This is a genomic window from Lysinibacillus sp. NPDC093688 (assembly GCF_050280145.1).
GTDB lineage: Bacteria > Bacillota > Bacilli > Bacillales_A > Planococcaceae > Lysinibacillus > Lysinibacillus xylanilyticus_B.
Window position 1 is genome coordinate 55,335 of the sequence record NZ_JBNNUX010000021.1, and the last position, 16,068, is coordinate 71,402.

General features: G+C 35.8%; 13 protein-coding genes. 2 read left to right on the forward strand and 11 right to left on the reverse strand.

Annotated elements, in window-relative coordinates; genetic code table 11:
• Window positions 1-69: 69 nt before the first annotated feature.
• Both ACQKN2_RS16430 and ACQKN2_RS16435 read right to left on the reverse strand, forming a co-directional pair.
• Window positions 70-669 carry a DsbA family oxidoreductase gene (locus ACQKN2_RS16430; RefSeq protein WP_427415892.1) on the reverse strand — a complete coding sequence of 200 codons (600 nt, stop codon included), beginning with the start codon at window positions 667-669 and terminating at the stop codon, window positions 70-72.
• Window positions 670-758: 89 nt separating this feature from the next.
• Window positions 759-1,196 carry an Rrf2 family transcriptional regulator gene (locus tag ACQKN2_RS16435; protein WP_427415909.1) on the reverse strand — a complete coding sequence of 146 codons (438 nt, stop codon included), beginning with the start codon at window positions 1,194-1,196 and terminating at the stop codon, window positions 759-761.
• A gap of 132 nt (window positions 1,197-1,328) precedes the next feature.
• Here ACQKN2_RS16435 and ACQKN2_RS16440 point away from each other — a divergent pair, with 132 nt between their 5' ends.
• Window positions 1,329-2,195, forward strand: a complete 867-nt coding sequence (locus tag ACQKN2_RS16440) for a ferritin-like domain-containing protein (RefSeq protein WP_427415893.1) — start codon at window positions 1,329-1,331, stop codon at window positions 2,193-2,195.
• A gap of 74 nt (window positions 2,196-2,269) precedes the next feature.
• Here ACQKN2_RS16440 and sufB read toward each other — a convergent pair whose 3' ends face one another.
• The 5 genes from sufB to sufC all read right to left on the reverse strand — a co-directional run bounded on the left by sufB (window position 2,270) and on the right by sufC (window position 7,522).
• Entirely contained in the window at window positions 2,270-3,667 is a 1,398-nt protein-coding gene (sufB, locus tag ACQKN2_RS16445; protein WP_053593214.1) for a Fe-S cluster assembly protein SufB, read from the reverse strand.
• A gap of 102 nt (window positions 3,668-3,769) precedes the next feature.
• Window positions 3,770-4,198, reverse strand: coding sequence for a Fe-S cluster assembly sulfur transfer protein SufU (gene sufU, locus ACQKN2_RS16450; protein ID WP_323648161.1), 429 nt, complete (start codon window positions 4,196-4,198; stop codon window positions 3,770-3,772).
• Window positions 4,188-5,417 (reverse strand): cysteine desulfurase, encoded by a 1,230-nt coding sequence (locus ACQKN2_RS16455; RefSeq protein ID WP_079561482.1) that lies wholly within the window; start codon window positions 5,415-5,417, stop codon window positions 4,188-4,190. Before ACQKN2_RS16455 ends, sufU begins: the two co-directional genes overlap by 11 nt.
• Entirely contained in the window at window positions 5,417-6,724 is a 1,308-nt protein-coding gene (gene sufD / locus ACQKN2_RS16460) for a Fe-S cluster assembly protein SufD (RefSeq protein ID WP_323648164.1), read from the reverse strand. The genes ACQKN2_RS16455 and sufD overlap by 1 nt, the downstream gene beginning before the upstream one ends.
• Before the next feature lie 18 nt (window positions 6,725-6,742).
• The gene (gene sufC / locus ACQKN2_RS16465; RefSeq protein WP_053484228.1) at window positions 6,743-7,522 is read right to left on the reverse strand and encodes a Fe-S cluster assembly ATPase SufC; all 780 of its coding nucleotides are present in this window, start codon (window positions 7,520-7,522) and stop codon (window positions 6,743-6,745) included.
• 720 nt (window positions 7,523-8,242) lie between these two features.
• Here sufC and ACQKN2_RS16470 point away from each other — a divergent pair.
• A complete protein-coding gene (locus ACQKN2_RS16470; RefSeq protein ID WP_427415894.1) occupies window positions 8,243-9,145 on the forward strand; it encodes a LysR family transcriptional regulator in 903 nt (300 codons plus the stop codon).
• 151 nt (window positions 9,146-9,296) lie between these two features.
• On the opposite strand, the gene ACQKN2_RS16475 is transcribed toward ACQKN2_RS16470, so the two are convergent.
• Genes ACQKN2_RS16475 through ACQKN2_RS16490 form a run of 4 tightly spaced genes read right to left on the reverse strand, consistent with a single transcriptional unit; the run spans window position 9,297 to window position 16,066 of the window.
• Window positions 9,297-10,391, reverse strand: a complete 1,095-nt coding sequence (locus ACQKN2_RS16475) for a polysaccharide deacetylase family protein (RefSeq protein WP_427415895.1) — start codon at window positions 10,389-10,391, stop codon at window positions 9,297-9,299.
• Between the two features lie 22 nt (window positions 10,392-10,413).
• A complete protein-coding gene (locus ACQKN2_RS16480) occupies window positions 10,414-13,605 on the reverse strand; it encodes a hypothetical protein (protein WP_427415896.1) in 3,192 nt (1,063 codons plus the stop codon).
• The gene (locus ACQKN2_RS16485) at window positions 13,602-15,026 is read right to left on the reverse strand and encodes a glycosyltransferase family 2 protein (protein ID WP_427415897.1); all 1,425 of its coding nucleotides are present in this window, start codon (window positions 15,024-15,026) and stop codon (window positions 13,602-13,604) included. Before ACQKN2_RS16485 ends, ACQKN2_RS16480 begins: the two co-directional genes overlap by 4 nt.
• Window positions 15,023-16,066 carry a HEAT repeat domain-containing protein gene (locus ACQKN2_RS16490; protein ID WP_427415898.1) on the reverse strand — a complete coding sequence of 348 codons (1,044 nt, stop codon included), beginning with the start codon at window positions 16,064-16,066 and terminating at the stop codon, window positions 15,023-15,025. Before ACQKN2_RS16490 ends, ACQKN2_RS16485 begins: the two co-directional genes overlap by 4 nt.
• Window positions 16,067-16,068 lie beyond the last annotated feature (2 nt).

The window sequence follows — 16,068 nt, forward strand, 5'->3', positions numbered from 1 at the left end:
GATTTATCTACATAGATTTTTACAAGTAGCTTTATTTTATACACTCCTGTTTAAATCTATTTACATTACCTATTTTTTTAATTGCTGATCGATAACTTGTGCTAGTCGTTCTTTACTAGCTAATCCTTGGATCATTTCATCACCAATAATTAATGTAGGAACGGCAGTAATATTCGCCTCTTCATAAGCATGCTTTAAAGCTTCTTGATGAGCTTCACGATATTTACCTGAAAGTAAAGCTTCTTTGAATTCTTCTTTAGGCAGACTTACCTCATTCGCTAATTGAGTTAATACTTCTACATCCTCAATATTTTGTTCTTCCTGGAAAAACGCTGTAAAAATTCTATGATGAAATTCATTTCCCTTTCCATGCACCTTAGCAAATTGATATCCTTCAAAAGCTAAATTTGTATAAGGATGTGGAGATACACGCGGTAATCGCATATCAATCCCTAGCTTCTTAGCTGTAGGGAGAATATAGGAATCCCATGATCCTAATTTAGCAGGCTCTTTCCAAGGGTCAATTTTCGGATATGGTTCAGGTCTTAATTCAAATGGCATCCACTCTATTTCAATATCCTGTTCTTTAGCAATCTCATCTAATGGCCCTTTCCCTAAAAAACAGAAAGGACAAATAAAATCCGAATATGCTTTTATTTTAAGAGTCACCCCATAAAACCTCCTTTTCTCTTTTTTGTTGTAACCATTTTGGTTACAACTAAGTCAAATAAATAATGCATTCAATGAGAATAATGCATTTATTGTGATTGTTGAATTTCATGGATTAAAGATGTAATCACTTGTTCCATAGTAATATTGGCTAATAATTGTTCCATAGCTTCTTGTGCTTGCACTAAAATTAGCTCTAACACAGCCTGTATATTGGCACCTATAGGACAATCAGGATTTGGATTTTCATGTAGATGAAATAACCGATCTTCTTCTACAACTTCTACTGAACGAAAAACCTCTAGCAAAGTGATTGCATCCAAATCTTTGACCAAAGAAGCTCCACCTGTTCCCCGGCGCACTTGCACTATACCTGCCTTTTTAAGATAGGACACTATTTTCCTAATTACTACCGGATTTGTATTTACGCTTTCCGCCATAAATTCCGATGTGCAAATGGTCGATGGATTTTGTTTGATGATTGATAAAATATGAACAGCGATTGTAAAACGACTGCTAATTTTAATCTTCATCACCTCCAGCTGTAACCATTATAGTTACAACTCGAAAATAAGTCAACTGATTAATAAATGACTTTGCACAATTACCGATACACAAAGCATAAGATATGTTGATGATTACAGGGAAGGAGGACAATCATGCATTCAAATCAATACTATTATCATTATGCTCCACAGTATAATGGTTATCTTCAACCAATCAATGATACACAACTAATAAATGATATCCAGAAGGCAATTAATGGTGAGTACAGTGCTATTGTTTGTTATGAAAAGTTAGCCAAAATGGCGCCTACTGAGGATGAAAAGAATAGAATACTTGAGATACAAAAGGACGAAAAACGTCATCTCGAGGAATTTAGCAAAATTTATACAACTTTAACAGGAAGCAAGCCATCTTATCAAATAACGGAGGAATGCCCAGATGACTATAGGGCAGGCATCGAATATGCTTTTAAAGACGAACAAGAAACGGTTGATTCTTATTTAGATATAGCAGATAAAGCAAATGATCCAATGATTAAAGAAAGATTCCGACGTGCAGCAGCAGACGAGCAAACTCACGCTGTATGGTTTTTGTTTTTTTTTCAAAAAAGCCCTAATATAACACCTATAAAGAAGCAAACGCAAAATTACGATCATCAACATACATTACATCCTTCTACATTTACATCCCCTCAAATGTTCGGAAAAAACTTAACCCAATCAATTTTCAATAATTTTCTCGGAAACTTTTTTACTAATCCATTAGGGCATATAAATGCTTTATCACCTCTTTTTGAACGTAATTGGTTACCGTTATCTAATGATGAATCGCAGTTAATCGTAACAAACTTAGAAGACAATAAAATAGCATATGTGGCTAGGAGGCAGAAAGAGCTAGACAATATTTCTATGTACGAAACGTTTCTAGCTTATAATGTTCCTAATGATTTTCCAACCGTTTTTTCTCAACTTTATCAGGACCCTTCGAACCAGCAAAACAACATGAAGTACTTACCTTAAAGATCAAAAAAAGGAGACGAACTTCAAAAGTTCGTCTCCTTCACTCTAACATAGAATCAAATCGGTAGTCTTTATTATCCGATTGAACCTTCCATCTCGAATTTGATTAGGCGGTTCATTTCTACTGCGTATTCCATTGGTAATTCTTTTGTGAATGGCTCGATGAAGCCCATTACGATCATTTCTGTCGCTTCTTCTTCCGAAATACCACGAGACATTAAGTAGAATAATTGCTCTTCTGATACTTTTGAAACTTTCGCTTCATGCTCTAAAGAAACATTATCATTTAAGATTTCGTTGTATGGAATTGTATCTGAAGTAGATTGGTTGTCCATGATTAACGTATCACATTCGATGTTAGCACGTGCACCACTTGCTTTAGGGCCGAAACGAACTTGACCCATATACGTTACCTTACCACCTTGTTTAGCAATCGATTTAGAAACGATTGTTGAAGATGTGTTTGGTGCCATATGAATCATTTTCGCACCTGCGTGTTGGTGTTGCCCTTTACCAGCTAATGCGATTGATAATGTCATACCACGAGCGCCTTCACCTTTAAGGATACAAGCTGGGTATTTCATTGTTAACTTAGAACCGATGTTACCGTCGATCCATTCCATCGTACCGTTTTCTTCAACAACTGTACGTTTTGTTACTAGGTTGTAAACGTTGTTTGCCCAGTTTTGAATCGTTGTATAACGGCAATATGCATCTTTACGTACAACAATTTCTACTACCGCTGAGTGTAAAGAGTTTGTTGTGTAAACAGGAGCTGTACAACCTTCAACGTAGTGTACGTGAGCGCCTTCATCTACAATAATTAACGTACGTTCGAATTGACCCATGTTTTCAGAGTTAATACGGAAGTATGCTTGTAATGGCGTTTCCACCTTTACACCTGGTGGTACATAAATAAATGATCCACCTGACCAAACAGCTGAGTTTAGTGCAGCGAATTTGTTGTCAGTGTAAGGGATTACTTTGCCCCAGTATTGTTTGAAAATATCTTCGTTTTCACGTAAAGCTGAGTCCGTATCTTTGAACACAATACCAAGGTCTTCAAGGTCTTTTTTCATGTTGTGATAAACAACCTCAGATTCGTACTGAGCAGATACACCAGCAAGGTATTTTTGCTCTGCTTCTGGAATACCTAATTTATCAAATGTAGCTTTAATTTCATCAGGTACTTCATCCCAAGATTTTTGTGTAGCTTCTGATGGTTTTACGTAATACGTAATTTCATCAAAATCTAAATCTCCTAGGTCGCCACCCCATTGCGGCATTGGTTTTGTATAGAAAGTTTCAAGTGCTTTTAAGCGGTATTCAAGCATCCACTCTGGCTCTTGTTTCATATTAGAAATTTCACGGACGATTTCTTCAGTTAAACCACGTTTTGAACGGAAAATTGATACGTCCTTGTCATGGAATCCGTATTTGTAATCGCCAATATCAGGCATTTTTTTAGCCATCTTTTCTCCTCCGTTCATAAATAATTGTTATTTTGTTTAATGCTCAATAACCTTACTTCAAGTGAAAACACAAATAATGCTTTCACTTGAAATTAGATTTATTTATTCATTTACACCTTTTTCCATCGCTTTCCAAGCTAATGTCGCACATTTAATACGTGCAGGGAATTGAGAAACACCTTGTAGTGCCTCAACATCCTCAAGGTCATATTTATCGCTATAGTCTTCACCCATCATCATTTTAGAAAAAATATCAGCAAGCTCTAATGCTTCCTCAATTTTTTTACCTTTGATGAGCTGCGTCATCATGGAAGCAGAAGACATCGAAATTGAACAGCCTTCACCGTCAAACTTCGCATCCTCGACAATACCGTCAGTCACTTTTAGCGTTAAGTGAATACGGTCTCCACAAGTCGGATTGTTCATATCAATCGTTACAGCATCGTTTTCTATAGATCCTTTATTACGAGGATTTTTATAGTGATCCATAATGACTGAACGATATAGTTGATCTAAATTATTAAAAGACATCGCCAAAATACTCCTTCGCAGAACGTAACCCTGCCACTAGGCGGTCAATATCTTCTTCTGTGTTATACAGGTAGAAGCTTGCACGCGCTGTCGCTACTTGTTGAAGACATTTCATTAGTGGTTGTGCGCAATGGTGTCCTGCACGAACAGCAATACCGCTCATATCAAGAACTGTCGCCACATCATGTGGATGTACATCGTCTAGGTTAAACGTTACAAGGCCACAACGCTTCATCGGGTCACGTGGGCCGAAAATTTTAAGTCCGTCAATTGTTTCAAGCTGATCCATCGCGTAGCCTGCAAGCTTATGCTCGTGCTCCGCAATTTTATCTAGCCCAATTTCAGTTAAGAAATCAATAGCAGCCCCTAAACCTATTGCACCTGCAATAATAGGAGTTCCACCTTCAAATTTCCACGGTAATTCTTTCCATGTTGATTCGTGAAGTCCAACAAAGTCAATCATTTCGCCACCAAATTCAATTGGCTCCATCTTTTCAAGGTGTTCTTTTTTACCATATAGTACACCTATTCCAGTTGGTCCGCACATTTTATGACCTGAGAACCCTAAGAAATCTACATCCAAATCCTGCACATCGATTTTCATATGTGGTGCTGCTTGTGCAGCATCCGCTACCATTACCGCACCGTTAGCATGCGCAATTTGAGCGATTTCTTTAATTGGGTTAATCGTTCCAAGGACGTTTGACGCCATTGACACGGACACAATCTTTGTTTTAGGTGTAATTGTCGCACGAACCTTTTCTAGATTAAGTGTGCCATCTGCTTCAAGCTCAATATATTTTAGTGTTGCATTTTTTTCCTTTGCTAGCTGTTGCCAAGGAATAATATTGGAGTGGTGCTCCATGTGAGTAATGACAATTTCATCACCATCAGCCACATTAGCACGACCATAACTTGCTGCTACTGTATTTAAAGCAGTTGTAGTACCGCGAGTAAAAATAATTTCTTGTGTTGAAGTAGCATTGATAAAATTACGAACCTTTTCACGTGCACCTTCATACTTGTCAGTAGCACGATTACCTAATGTATGCACACCACGGTGAACATTGGAATTATCGAATTCATAATAATGCTTCATCGCTTCAATTACTTGAATAGGTTTTTGAGAAGTTGCTGCGCTATCAAGGTAAACAAGCTTATGACCGTTTACTTCCTGATTTAAAATTGGGAAATAGCTTTTAATGTCTTTATTCATCATTAGCGAACTTTCCTTTCAATAACCTCCGTCAGTTGCTTTTGAACGCCCTCGATTGGTAATTGCGTAACAACTGGCGCAAGGAATCCGTGGATAACAAGGCGCTCTGCTTCTGCTTTCGAGATACCACGACTCATTAAGTAGTAAAGTTGTAGTGGATCAACTCGGCCAACAGATGCTGCGTGTCCTGCTGTTACATCGTCTTCATCGATTAATAGAATTGGGTTTGCATCGCCGCGAGCTTTTTCAGAAAGCATTAACACACGTGATTCTTGTTGTGCATCCGCTTTTGTCGCACCTTTTTCGATGTAGCCAATACCGTTAAAGATTGATTGTGCCGCTTCTTTCATTACACCATGCTTTAAGATATGACCATTTGAGTTCTTACCCCAGTGACGAACTTCAGTAGTGAAGTTAAGTTTTTGTTCACCGCGACCAACAACGACTGTTTTTGTATCAGCATGAGAACCGTCACCGATTAGATGTGTAATGTTTTCAGAAATAGTATCTGAGTCATTCATTAAGCCAAGAGCCCAATCTACTTTCGCATCACGAGCTAGGCGTGCACGACGATTTACATAAGTAGTATATCCTTTCGCAAGCACATCAACCGCACCGTAAGTAACTTGTGCATTGTCTTGAACTACTACTTCTGCAATAATATTTGCTTGACCTTTTGCTTCTTCAACAGTTGAAATATATGTTTCAACATACGTTACAGCTGAATTTGCTTCAGCTACAACTAACACGTGGTTATATAATGAAGCTTCTGCGTTATCGTTTAAGAATACTACTTGAAGTGGCTGTTCAATAATTACATTTTTCGGTACGTATACGAATACCCCACCATTAACAAGTGCCGCATGAAGCGCTGTTAATTTATGCTCATCAACTTTTACAGCTTCTGTCATAAAGTACTTTTTAACAAGGTCACCGTGTTCACGAATCGCCGTTAAAATATCTGTAAAAATAACACCTTTATCAGCTAGTTCTTGTGATGTTTTAATGAAAGCTGGTGTGTTATTGCGTTGAACATAAAGGTTTTCTTGTGCTTCAAGATCAATTAAACCTTTTGCTTCTTCTGGTAATGCATCAAGTGAAGCAAATCCTTCACTGTCAACTGTATGAGTTGGGAAATTTAAGAAATCCCATTTTGTAATATTTGTTCTGTCTGGTTTTGGCATATCTAAACCAGTTGCTTTGTCTAGTGCTGCCGCGCGAAGCTCAGTAAACCAAGCTGGTTCTCCCTTTGCTTCTGAGAACGAGCGCACGTCCTGTACTGTTACAGGCAAGTTAAGTTCCACTGTCATGCTAGTTCGTCCTCCTTCTTATGCTTCTTGTTCTTCTGTTTCTTCTTCGATACCTAATTCTTTTTTAATCCAGTCATAGCCTTCCGCTTCTAAACGTTGTGCTAACTCTTCGCCACCTGATTTAACAACGCGGCCTTGCATCATTACGTGTACATGGTCTGGTGTAATGTAGTTAAGTAGACGTTGGTAGTGAGTGATCATTAAGCAACCGAAGCCTTCTCCACGCATTGCATTGATTCCTTTTGAAACAACTTTAAGCGCATCAATATCAAGACCAGAGTCAATTTCATCTAAAATCGCGAAAGTTGGTTTAATCATCATTAATTGAAGAATTTCGTTACGTTTTTTCTCACCGCCAGAGAAACCTTCATTTAAATAACGTTGTGCCATGTCTTCATGCATTTCAAGGAATTCCATGTTTTTATCTAATTCACGGATAAATTTCATTAGAGAAATTTCATCGCCCTCTTCACGGCGTGCATTGATAGCTGAGCGTAAGAAATCAGCATTTGTTACACCAGCGATTTCAGAAGGATATTGCATAGCTAGGAATAAACCTGCTTGAGCACGCTCGTCCACTTCCATTTCAAGTACATTTTCGCCATCAAGCTCTACTGTACCAGAAGTTACTTCATATTTAGGGTGACCCATGATTGCAGAAGCTAATGTTGATTTACCAGTTCCGTTTGGTCCCATGATTGCATGAATTTCATTTGTATTGATCGTAAGATTTACGCCTTTTAAAATCTCTTTACCGTCGATTTCAACGTGAAGATCTTTAATAACTAAAATTGACATGAAAATACCTCCATAGTGTGTTCAGTGAATGGTGAACCATTCCTTAATTATCATCATTCTAATCTTAACTGAAAATCGTTCTCTATGCAAACCATTTCAATCACTTTCACTGCTCGCTAAAACAATCCTTAGAAACAAAGCGTTTGTAAGCATTTTCAAATTATTGCTAATCGTTATTGACAATGAGAATCGACTCCCCTTATTTTCAATGAAATAATTCTAATTGAGAATGGATTTCATCTAGCGCCATAGTGGAAACCTCTCAGGAATCGCTAATTGTAGCGGTTTTGTGACAGAAATACATAAAGAACAATATCAATACTATAACCTTTTTTATTAGAATAGAATCAAATAAGGGAAAGAAATTGAGTAGGTAAGATTTTATTTGAATTGTATTTTGCTTATTACCAAAATTCAGGATGACATTAGTTAATTAAAAAGTATGCCATGCAAATAAGTTGATTGGATTGGAGTGGAGGCTGGGCGACTCCTCGGGGATCAGCGTCACAGATGAGACCCTGCAGCGAGCAACGCGAGTGAAGCGGCTCATCGGGCGCCCCCAGGAAAGCGCCCAGCCGGAACGGAAATCAACCCCACGTTATGATGATTAGCCTTAATTGATTTAGACACCTGTTTTATTTACAATCATTTTTCATCTTCAATAGTATATAATTGAGCTATAATCAATCGTATTTTTCGATTAATAGAGGTGAATATCTAGTGGAGTTACGTCAATTACGTTATTTTGTTGAAGTTGCTGAGCGGGAACACATTTCAGAAGCTGCCGTACATCTTCATGTTGCTCAATCTGCAATAAGCCGACAAATTGCTAATTTAGAAGATGAATTAGGCACACCACTTTTTGAACGTGTAGGACGCAATGTTAAATTAACACCGATTGGAAAAACATTTCTTGAGCACACCATCACTGCTTTAAAAGCTATAGATTTTGCCGCAAAGCAAGTTGAAGAATATTTAGATCCTGCTAAAGGTACGATAAAAATCGGTTTTCCAACAAGCTTAGCTAGCTATGTATTGCCAACTGTTATTTCTGCCTTTAAGCGTGAATATCCAGATTTGCAATTCCAGCTCCGTCAAGGCTCCTATCGTTTTTTAATTGATGCAGTCAAAAATCGCGAGTTAAATTTAGCTTTTTTAGGTCCTCTTCCACCGAAGGACGAAACAATTCGTCCAACAATATTATTTACTGAAAATATCGCTGCATTACTGCCAGCAAAACATCCATTAGCCAAAAGGGAAAGTATTCAACTTGCTGATTTACGTAATGATTTATTTGTATTATTCCCAGATGGCTATATTTTACATAAAGTAGCTATGGATGCCTGCCGGGCTGCCGGCTTCTTGCCAAACGTCATCTCTGAGGGTGAAGACTTAGATGCACTAAAAGGTCTTGTCGCTGCAGGCATTGGAGTTAGCTTATTACCAGAAAGTTCCCTATATGATTCAGCTGCCCGCTTCACAGTAAAGGTACCGATTAAATCACCTACAATTCCAAGAACAGTCGGTATTATTTCACCTGTAAACCGCGAAATTGCTCCATCAGAAAAAATATTTTTAGACTTCGTTACCAATTTCTTTTCACGTCTTTCTCAATTCCAATAAAAAAAAATCGCCGTAGCTGGCGATTTTTTTTTAGGGCTTTGGTGATTCTATCCGTCAGATTGGTGGTTCTTTCCATCATTTCGACGTTTCTATCCGTCGCTTTGATAATTCTATCCTTCACTCCGGCGGTTCTTTTTTGGATTCCGCTTTCCTATTTAGTAAGCTGTAATCCTTCCTTTGTATTCACTGGTAAAATAGAATCTCGACCTAGTCCATTAATATATTTCATAATCTGTTCTAAAATTTCTGGCGTTGTATCATACTCTTCCAATCGATCTTCTGTAATATCGTGCAACATAATAATAACCCAAGACTTCTCGGCAACCGCCTTATCAATCCATTTCTTTACATCTGCAAATTCTATTGTATTTGTAATAGGATATGATTTTAACCAGTACGGATCATACTTATTAGGTACATTTGTTTCTCTACCTAATACACGTATACCGTCGAAATATTGCATAGCAATTTTTCTTACTTCTTCATTATAATCGGAATAAGGAATCGCAACTGTTGAAACGATACCTTTACCTAGTAAAGACTCGATTGTATTTATGCTTTCATCAAATTCATAATGAATTTCATCCACCGATTTTTTGGTTAGAAATGAGTGACTTTGTGTATGAGATGCAATTTCTAAACCTAAATCATGTGCAACCCATACTTGAGATGATGACATATAATTCTTATCATCTGAGTACAATTTATCACCGATAATATTAAAGGTTCCCGGCATATTATATTTCGAATGAAGTGGTAGTGCTTTATCATACCAATTTCGATAACCATCGTCATAGGATAGGGTTACAAGTGCCTGTCCATGATAATTAGAATTATTTAACGGCTTGATTTTTTTAAGATCTTCGATTGCAAAATTGGTAGTAAAAATCAACTTGAAACTATTTTTTAAAAGTTTTGATTTATCATTTTCAATATCAGTTCGGACACTTAAAGTATATGTCGTATAGTTTTCGTATGATTTTTCAGGCTTCACTTTGACTTTATTTTTATCAATTTCAAATGTAAACGGAAAATCATTTCCTGCCTCATCTTTTATTGTAATTGAAGAGCTAGTAATTGATTCTTTATTAATTGGATGGTTAAAAGTGATCGTCCATTCCTTATTTAAATCTGTTATTTCTTTGTGTTCTATCAAAGATTTTGCTTGTGTTATTGTACTACCATTTATGCATAAAAGCACAAATGGTATCGCTATTATAACAATAAGCTTTCTCCATTGAATCAATCTTTCTCTCTCCTTTAAAACATTATTCAAATTTCTTAAATGTTTCTTTCATAACTTCATAGGATTTTTTTAACCGTTCTTCAGTTTTAGGTATTGTCCAATTATCCCATGTAAAACTATGCAATTGCTTAAGTACACCTTTTTCAATCTCTGGCAATGAAGACACAACCTCATGCTTATCATTAACAAACAATGCACCTATATTTATTTTATCTACAAAAACTGATGTTTCTCCGTTTTCTTTATAAAAATCCCCTATAAATTCTTTATGACTAGGATCCTTTGATTGAAGGAGTAACCAAGGAATACGTAATTCTATAGTTCCTTTATCGCTCCAATTATAATCAACAAGAGAATTATAATCCTTTGCCTTCGGATTACCATTTCCCTCTATTAATTTTCCAGTTTCATATTCTGAAAAAGGTACAGCTATATCCCGTTCCGGCAAGTATAGCTCTTTATTTAAAGCATAGTAAATCGGACTGAACGTAGTGTTCTCTTTCATAACATTTGAAGATGGAATGTCGATAAGCTTTAATTCATGTCCATATAAATAAGAATAGAAATCATAATAAGGATCGATGACCATACGTGACTCCTTATTCTTATTAAGCTCGACAACAAACTCAATGCCATTTTTGAACGTTACTTCTTTCAAATCTGATTTTACTGTTTTTCCTTGATTCGGAATAACATCTAATAGAATTTGAGTAGAAGATGTTTTATTGAGTAAATCTCCATTTAATTGGAGGTACAAGTATCTTTCATCATAATCAACGCTCATTGAAGGCTTGTTATTTTGTTGTTCATATAAGAGAGGAGCTTTCCATTCTGATATATCTCCGTCAACCTGTACCTTATGACGATCAAAGCTTAGTAAACCAAATTGTTGTTCATTTGTTTGAGCATTAGACCAATAAGGGCGTTGGTTTGGATTATCATAATCCATCGTATTCCATGTACGTTTAAACCACTCATCTTGCCAGGTAAACACTAATCCACCAAGTAAATCCTCTGCCATAATATCCTCAAACAGATGGGTTAATATTTCACCTTGTTCCTGCTCTGATACAAATCCCTGAGTCCAGCCAAACGGATTATCATGGGTTAATCCACGCGAACCAGGGATTCCAAACTCAGCAATTAGTATCGGCATACGATGTGCAGCATGTAAGTCTGCTAAATAAGCAGCATAGCTATTTTTTTCTCCACGATGATCCACATACGACAAGTATTTTTGATCGTAGTTAAAGAAATCTGGATAGTATGGATACACATGGTACGATGCAAATTGACCTGTTTGTTTCGCTAACCCTTTTGTATAAATGACATTCGGATTAACACTTGCAATATCTTCATCTGTATTCGGCTCAGATGGATGATCTAATAGATCTGTTGTAACCCAGTTTGAAAAGCTCATAGGGTGCATCCAGCCATAATTATTTTGCTCAAATTGCGTAATATAATCCATTTGTTCTGCAAGCCAATGTTCAAATGGGGAAGCATCTTTTGTTTCGAAATAAACACCCTTATACTGTCCAATATTAGCATGCTTTTTATTTGTTCCGTTCACCATATGAGGGTACCATTCGATTCCAATAACCCAACCGATTATATACTGTGAAACATCCGTATCATAATAACCAGACGCATGTCCTACTACGTGCTCTACATATTTATTACCGTGAATAACATCTACAAGGGTTTTCATTTCTGCTCGGAAATTCTCAAGCGTTGCAGGATCATAAGCATCTAAAGTTTTCTCTAAACCTTCTTCTTCAATCCACACTCCATGTAGTACATATAAAGGGTTTTCTGCTTCTTCATTATATCTTTTTAAAGCTCTGTAAAAGCCAGGTGGATGTAACGTATAGACTCGGATTGTATTGGCATTCATTTTACCAATCTGCTGGAACCAACGATAATATTCATCCTCCGTAATGGCCGCCTCTCCAGGGAAATAACCTGGTTTTCCCATCCCCATATTAACGCCTTTGAGGGTGATAGCTTCCCATTTTCCATCTTTTAAAATCTCAAATTTTTGATCATTAATACGTGCATTATATCCTAAATTATTTTTTGCTGAACTGTCAGATTTCTGCTCAACTTCTTTTTTCTTAAATTCTTCCAAAATAGATTTCATCATCGGTACATATGCTGACCAATAAAAATCATCATCTGAAAATTTTTGTAAAACTTTATAGACTGATGCCAGCCCCTTCATTTTATAGAAAGATGGTACTTTATTAATATCATTAAAATCGCCTGCAAAATAATATTTTGTAGTATTTTTCCGTTCGCCTGAAATAACTGCTGCGAACGAAAGAGGGACATCATGTTCATTTAATAATTTTTCACCTTCGCCAGTTAAGCTCCACTCATAATTCGCTAAAACATCTTGCTCATTTTTCGCGGCAACAATATCAAACCAGTAATCATATCGTGGGTTTGATGAAACATTCAAGAACTTTTGTCCTGCTTCAGTGAAGTTAAGATAAATGCCTTCTTTATCAATATGTTTATTTAATTCTAAAACAAAAACCTCATCTGTAAAGTCATTCACTAATATGAAGCCGCCACCTTCATATTTCCAGTCATCCTTAAATTTATCAACAACCCATTGTGGAATTTCATTATTTTTTCTATAATCTAATTCTTCAAAATAGCGGCCAATCCAACCAGACCAATCTATTTCCAAATAATCTAGCACTTGATTTCGTACTTCAGGAGACGTCGGTGATGCAATAGAGTTAAATTCTGCTATGAATAAACTTTTTTTTGCACTAGTTAGACGTTTCATAATAGCATCCCATTCTTGCGATTCTAATCCACCAACAATTTTCTTTGTACGTGCCCCAAACCTTTCTTGCTTTGGGTTAAGATCATCTTCATAGACACCATACGTATCTGCTAAATAGATTGCATCATAATCTTTGTAATCCTTTGGCATTTTAGAAGTAGAAACACTGTTATTTTGTTCATCTGGAATTGTGCCAAAATAATCCTCAGACTCATCATATCGACCTTCTTTATGTTCGTACTTCAAATAATTTAAAAGCCAAGTTACCCCTAAATGCTCTCGATATGATTCATCCTTCACTGTTTTATCAATGATTGCAACATTCAGTTGTTTATTAGGTGACACGAACCAAAGAGCTATTGGTATCACTATAAGTAACAACACTACTATAATTCCCAAATAAATACGCTTCATATCGATTCTTGCTCCTTGCCTGAAATACCTTTACGATCCATTTTGCCCCACTCTCGTCTTCTTACTAAAAAGTTCAAAAGACCTTCACAGCGCCAAATGAGTGTAATAGGACGATACCAAAAAATTTCTGTAAAACTTAATAACATCATACGTATTAAATCTGCAACCTTGAACGTTTTATTTTTGCTCCATGCTTCAAATAACACAGCCATAATTGAAAATACAACACCATAAAGTACAAATGATAAAAGTAGTAAAATAGCTATCTCATAATAGATATCACCTAAGAAAAAAGCAAAAATAATATAAATATATCCACCAAGTTCGATAATTGGCCCAAAGCCTTCAATGAGCCAAAAATAAGGGAAGGATAATAACCCAATACCACCATATTTCGGATTTAAAGTCATTGTTTTATGATTCCATAAACTTTCTAATAATCCTTGATGCCATCTTCTTCTTTGTCGCCTTAAAACAGCCATGGTTTCTGGTGCCTCTGTCCAACAAACAGGGTTCTCTACAAATTCAATACGTTTATTTTCTTTCTTTTTACGGATATATCGGTGTAGTTTTACTACGAGCTCCATATCTTCACCAATCATACTTTTAGTATAGCCACCTGCTTCTACTACCCATTTTTTCGAAAATACACTAAATGCACCCGAAATAATTAAAACTAAGTTAAATTTACTTAGCGTAATTCGTCCTATTAAAAAAGCTCTAAAGTATTCAATAATTTGCATAGTAACTAAATAATTTTTAGACAAGTTAGTTTCTAATATGGAGCCAAGGTGCATATTCATTCCATTAGCAATTTGAACATTCCCACCTGCCGCAATTACCGCACCATCAGATAAGGCAATGGGTTTCATTAAACGTAATAAAGATGTATTCTCCAGAATTGAATCTCCATCAACAGAGCAAAAATATGGATATCTTGCAACGTTAATCCCTACATTCAAAGCATCTGCCTTTCCACCATTCTCTTTCTCTACTAAAAAACAATTTGGGTGAATTTGTGATTGATAGATTTGAATAATGGGATCTGTTGGGATTTCCATCTTTATTATTTTTTCAATTTTTTTCATTTGAAAATGCTTAATAACTATTTCTTGAGTACAATCAGTAGAACCATCATTAACAATGATTATTTCAAATTCAGGATAATGTAGACTAAGTAGAGAATGAATACTATCCACAATACCTACTTCTTCATTATAGGCGGGTATAATTACAGATACTGGCTTAGAGTAGAACGCATCAATATACGTATCATCCATTTCAGTTTGATCAAGCCTATGTTCTTTTCGTAGCTTTAAAAGTGCAAACAAAAACATAAGCCCATATGTTACTATAACTAGTAGCATATAAATTATGATTACCCCACCAAAAAACCACATTAAATAGTCAAGTATAATCATACTGCACGCATCCTTTTTTCTAATACTTCATTAGCCATATCAATTGCATATTGGTCATTTGTTGTTGCAATGAATTCTTTTAATCTCTGATAACCTCGTGGATCTTCAATTATCGTGCTTGCTGCTTGTGATCGTACCCACCAATTACTATCCTGCAACAATTTTTCTAAATGCTCGGCAGTATATGTAAAAGGCGCATACTTAAATAATTTTGCGACCATTAATCTTTCTTCCCATATTGTCGAATTGACAAATGGAATATACGTCTCTAAATCTCGGATAACCCCAATTCTTTCAAGTCCTCTAAGAGTTCGAATGCGAATTTCAGTATCCTCACTTACTAATAATTCTTCAAGTCCCTCTATAACATCCATACTGCCTTTTGCTGAAATTGTATCAATCAATGCATATTGTGCTGCTTGTTGTGAAATTTCTATCTTTCCCATAAATCGTTGGAGCATTTCTACTTCTAAATATGAAAATAACTTTTTATATTCACTTTCTGAAAAAGAATAATTACATAGCAATATTTCTTGTATAAATTTTTCTTTTTCAAGGATAGAATATATTTTTAATAGCTGAAATACTTCTATAGAACGGTTGTAATTAATTGATACTTCGCAAGTACTGATAAGCTCTTTTATATGGAAATCAGCAATGCGGTACATTGCATTCATTTTCTTACTCCAATTTCTGGATTTCAGCTCATTTTGGTAATATTCCTTTAAATTCATCTGTGCAAAAGTATAGATTTTTTGTTGGATAATCGGATTGGATATATTTCTTAAATACGATAAAAATATATGTTCTACCGCTAATATTTGAATTTTACTTTTAGGAATTAGCGTGTCAGTAAATTGGCCGTCCTCTAGAATGTACTCCTGCCAAAGTATTTTTGTTTTTTGAATATACTTTTCCATCTCATGCTTTTTTCTCTCTTCATACCTTCTCTGATAGATTAAATAAATCATAGCTATACCACAAAATAGTAAGAGAATAACAATAATATATAGTAATAATTGATTAGATAATTCAATCATAA

What these genes read in the sequence shown, in the direction of transcription:
- sufD (WP_323648164.1), bottom strand. Translation starts at nt 6,724, where the DNA reads ATGACAGTGGAACTTAACTTGCCTGTAACAGTACAGGACGTGCGCTCG.
- sufB (WP_053593214.1), bottom strand. Translation starts at nt 3,667, where the DNA reads ATGGCTAAAAAAATGCCTGATATTGGCGATTACAAATACGGATTCCAT.
- ACQKN2_RS16480 (WP_427415896.1), bottom strand. Translation starts at nt 13,605, where the DNA reads ATGAAGCGTATTTATTTGGGAATTATAGTAGTGTTGTTACTTATAGTG.
- ACQKN2_RS16490 (WP_427415898.1), bottom strand. Translation starts at nt 16,066, where the DNA reads ATGATTGAATTATCTAATCAATTATTACTATATATTATTGTTATTCTC.
- ACQKN2_RS16455 (WP_079561482.1), bottom strand. Translation starts at nt 5,417, where the DNA reads ATGATGAATAAAGACATTAAAAGCTATTTCCCAATTTTAAATCAGGAA.
- ACQKN2_RS16485 (WP_427415897.1), bottom strand. Translation starts at nt 15,026, where the DNA reads ATGATTATACTTGACTATTTAATGTGGTTTTTTGGTGGGGTAATCATA.
- sufU (WP_323648161.1), bottom strand. Translation starts at nt 4,198, where the DNA reads ATGTCTTTTAATAATTTAGATCAACTATATCGTTCAGTCATTATGGAT.
- sufC (WP_053484228.1), bottom strand. Translation starts at nt 7,522, where the DNA reads ATGTCAATTTTAGTTATTAAAGATCTTCACGTTGAAATCGACGGTAAA.
- ACQKN2_RS16440 (WP_427415893.1), top strand. Translation starts at nt 1,329, where the DNA reads ATGCATTCAAATCAATACTATTATCATTATGCTCCACAGTATAATGGT.